Source organism: Halopseudomonas sp. (assembly GCF_041579695.1).
Classification (GTDB): Bacteria; Pseudomonadota; Gammaproteobacteria; order Pseudomonadales; family Pseudomonadaceae; genus Halopseudomonas.
The window spans coordinates 1-2,832 of sequence record NZ_JBFGFI010000169.1; the positions used below are offsets into that span (position 1 = coordinate 1).

The 2,832-nt window shown below is 58.0% G+C and carries 3 protein-coding genes and 1 pseudogene; 2 read left to right on the forward strand and 2 right to left on the reverse strand.

Annotation, left to right across the window (positions count from 1 at the left end):
* Positions 1-1,305, reverse strand: a 1,305-nt coding sequence (locus ABYA88_RS15980) for an MBL fold metallo-hydrolase (RefSeq protein WP_373188377.1), incomplete at its 3' end; no start/stop codon positions are given.
* Between the two features lie 174 nt (positions 1,306-1,479).
* Here ABYA88_RS15980 and ABYA88_RS15985 point away from each other — a divergent pair.
* Both ABYA88_RS15985 and ABYA88_RS15990 read left to right on the forward strand, forming a co-directional pair.
* Entirely contained in the window at positions 1,480-2,061 is a 582-nt protein-coding gene (locus ABYA88_RS15985) for a DJ-1/PfpI family protein (protein ID WP_373188378.1), read from the forward strand.
* Positions 2,062-2,092: 31 nt separating this feature from the next.
* On the forward strand, positions 2,093-2,398 hold the full coding sequence (locus ABYA88_RS15990; protein ID WP_373188379.1) for a ribbon-helix-helix domain-containing protein: 306 nt from the start codon (positions 2,093-2,095) through the stop codon (positions 2,396-2,398).
* 32 nt (positions 2,399-2,430) lie between these two features.
* Here the strand turns inward: ABYA88_RS15990 and ABYA88_RS15995 are convergent.
* A pseudogene (locus ABYA88_RS15995) lies at positions 2,431-2,832 on the reverse strand (ABC transporter substrate-binding protein); the annotation flags it as partial.

Consider the following 2,832-nt stretch of genomic DNA (forward strand, 5'->3'; position numbering starts at 1 on the left):
CACGTGCTTGAATCCCTGTGCCTTGAGCCAGCCCGCCGCCACACTGGCACGCGCGCCGCTGGCGCACATTATCGTGTAGGCCCGGCCGGGATCCAGATCCCGCCATTGTTCGTTAAGGTGGCCCACGTAGATGTGCCGAGCGGCCTCAATCGGGTACGCCTCCACCTCGTCGACGGAACGCACATCCAGCAGCGTCCAGTCTTCGGATTGCTCCGCGATGCGGGCCTTGACGCACGCGACATCCACCATCGGCATCGACTCGAACTCCTGTCCGCTGGCGACTGAACCGACCATCGCGGTAAATGCCCCGACAATATGGTCGAACCCGGTACGCCGCAGATGGATAGCCGCTTTAGTCGCTTCGTCCATCGAATTCGACACCAGCGCAATATGATCGCTCTCTTTCAAAAACCAACCGGCGAAGGCGGTGATCATCCCGGCGGGAATGCACAGTGCGCCTGGCCAGTGTGCCCCGGCAAACGCGGTGACACCGCGGGTATCGATAATGTGGTCAATCTTTGCGTTGTTGAGGCCGGCCAAATCCAGTGGAACAGGCGTCGCGGTACGCGGCATGGCGCTGCCACCCTCGACATTCAACCGCTCCATGATGCTGAAGTACGGTGGCAGATAATGCGTTTCCTCCAGCTTCGTCGCGATGAACTCCTCGCGATCCGTTATTTTCATGGACGGATTGTTCATCCGCTCATGACCGATGGTGGAAAATTCGCGGTCCGCCATGCCCGCGCCACAGACCGATCCAGCGCCATGCGCCGGATAGATGATGGTCTGGTCGCCCAGTTTTTCCAGCTTGCGCAGACTGTCGAACAGCAGCCCCGACACCTCGCGTGCACGGTCCGGGTAGAAGTCAGTGCGGCCCACGTCACCCACAAACAGGGCGTCGCCGGTAAATACGCCAACGGCACCCTGATCAAACTCGGTGTCATAAAGCGCAAACGCCAGATGGTCGTCAGTATGGCCGGGGGTTTCCAGCACGGAGATCCTTGCCGCGCCAATATCGAAGCTGTCACCTTCACGCGCCGTATCAGCATAACGCACCGGTTCAGCAGGGTTCGGACCGTGCCATACCCTGGCGCCTGTCAGTTCGGCCAGTACAGCTGCCCCGGAGATGAAATCCTCATTGCGATGGGTCTCGAAAACATGGCTGATCTGTAGGCCACGTGCACGGGCACGCTCGATATAGGTTTCGCAGTCGCGCTGCGGGTCTATCACCGCTGCCACGCCGTTGCTGCCAACAAGATAAGACAGCTGTGAAAGGCCTTCGGCTTTTATGGTTTCAATGATCACAACGCGACCTCCTTTATTGAACTAAGTGTGGGTGTGACTCTCCATCTATCGAAACGTTTCTTCGTAACCTTTCTCGATATTTCAGGAGTGCATTTTCCCGATGTAGTAGTCACCTGTTACCCGCCCGCGGCTTTAGCGGTGCAAGCTGGATAAACCAATAGAGGAGAGCCAAACATGTCCGCCAAGAAATTATTGCTGCTTGCCGGTGATTACACCGAAGACTACGAAACCATGGTGCCGTTTCAGGCCCTGACCATGCTCGGTTATGAAGTGCACACTGTCTGCCCGGATAAAAAATCCGGCGACACGGTGCGTACCGCGATTCATGACTTCGAGGGTGACCAGACCTACACCGAGAAGCCCGGCCACAATTTTGCGCTGAACTACGATTTTGATCAGGTGAAGGTCGAGGATTATGTCGGCCTGGTGGTACCTGGTGGGCGTGCCCCGGAATACCTGCGCCTGAATGAACGGGTGATCGAAATCGTGCAGCAGTTCGACAAGGCCCAGAAGCCGATCGCCGCGGTATGCCATGGCGCACAGATTCTTGCTGCAGCAGGTGTACTCAAGGGCCGCGAATGCAGCGCCTATCCAGCCTGCGGGCCCGATGTGAAAATGGCCGGTGGCACCTATATGGATATTCCGGTGGATCAGGCCCACACTCAGGGCAATCTGGTTACCGCACCTGCCTGGCCATCGCATCCCGCCTGGCTGGCCGCATTCGTCAAATTGCTGGGCGCGAAGATAACGCTGTAATCTGCGCAATTAACATTCAGGGGGTGGCCGCATGTGTGAGCTCTACGTCAAAGCCGATCCGATTCTGTATGAATCACGCTCGCGCTCACTGCGCATACGCGGCGTAGTCACCACCCTGCGGCTGGAGAATCAGTTCTGGCAGATTTTGCAGGAAATTGCCGAAGTTGACGGCATGACCACCAACCAGCTGATCACCAAACTGTATGACGAGATCATGGAGCTGCGCGCCGAAGTGGTGAACTTCGCCTCGTTCCTGCGCGTCAGCTGCACCCGCTACCTCGCGCAACGCGAGGCGCGCCCGGTGCCGCTGTCATTGGTACGAACCTCGGTGGGCTGAGTGGCTCGACGAGCCCGCAAGCCAAAACAAATCTACAGCGCCGGGGCCACGTAACGCTGCACGATTTGCTCGTAGGTGCCATTGGCAACCAGGTGCTGCAATACCGCGGAATAGGCCTGCACAAAATCCGCGCCGTTTGATTCCTTGCTGAAAGCCACCTCGGCGGCTGTATCTGAAACCACGACATTAGCCGCCTTGATGTACTCCTCCAGGCCCATTTTCTGGATTTCATAGGCCCCGGTAAGTTCGTCGGCAATTACTCCGTCGACCCGTTTGCGCGCAAGCATCTGCCAGAGGTTTTCCCGTTTGGCCACGACGGTCGCCTGCGCGGCAAAGGCGGGGTCGTCCATCACCTGTTGAAAGTCAGGTCCGTAATACACCCGAATCTGGGTGCCCAGCCGGAAGTCGGTGGCTTGCAGTTCAATCAGGCGGGA

Bases quoted from the DNA above. Each gene is read 5' to 3' on its own strand.
- ABYA88_RS15985 (WP_373188378.1), top strand. From the start codon at position 1,480: ATGTCCGCCAAGAAATTATTGCTGCTTGCCGGTGATTACACCGAAGAC.
- ABYA88_RS15990 (WP_373188379.1), top strand. From the start codon at position 2,093: ATGTGTGAGCTCTACGTCAAAGCCGATCCGATTCTGTATGAATCACGC.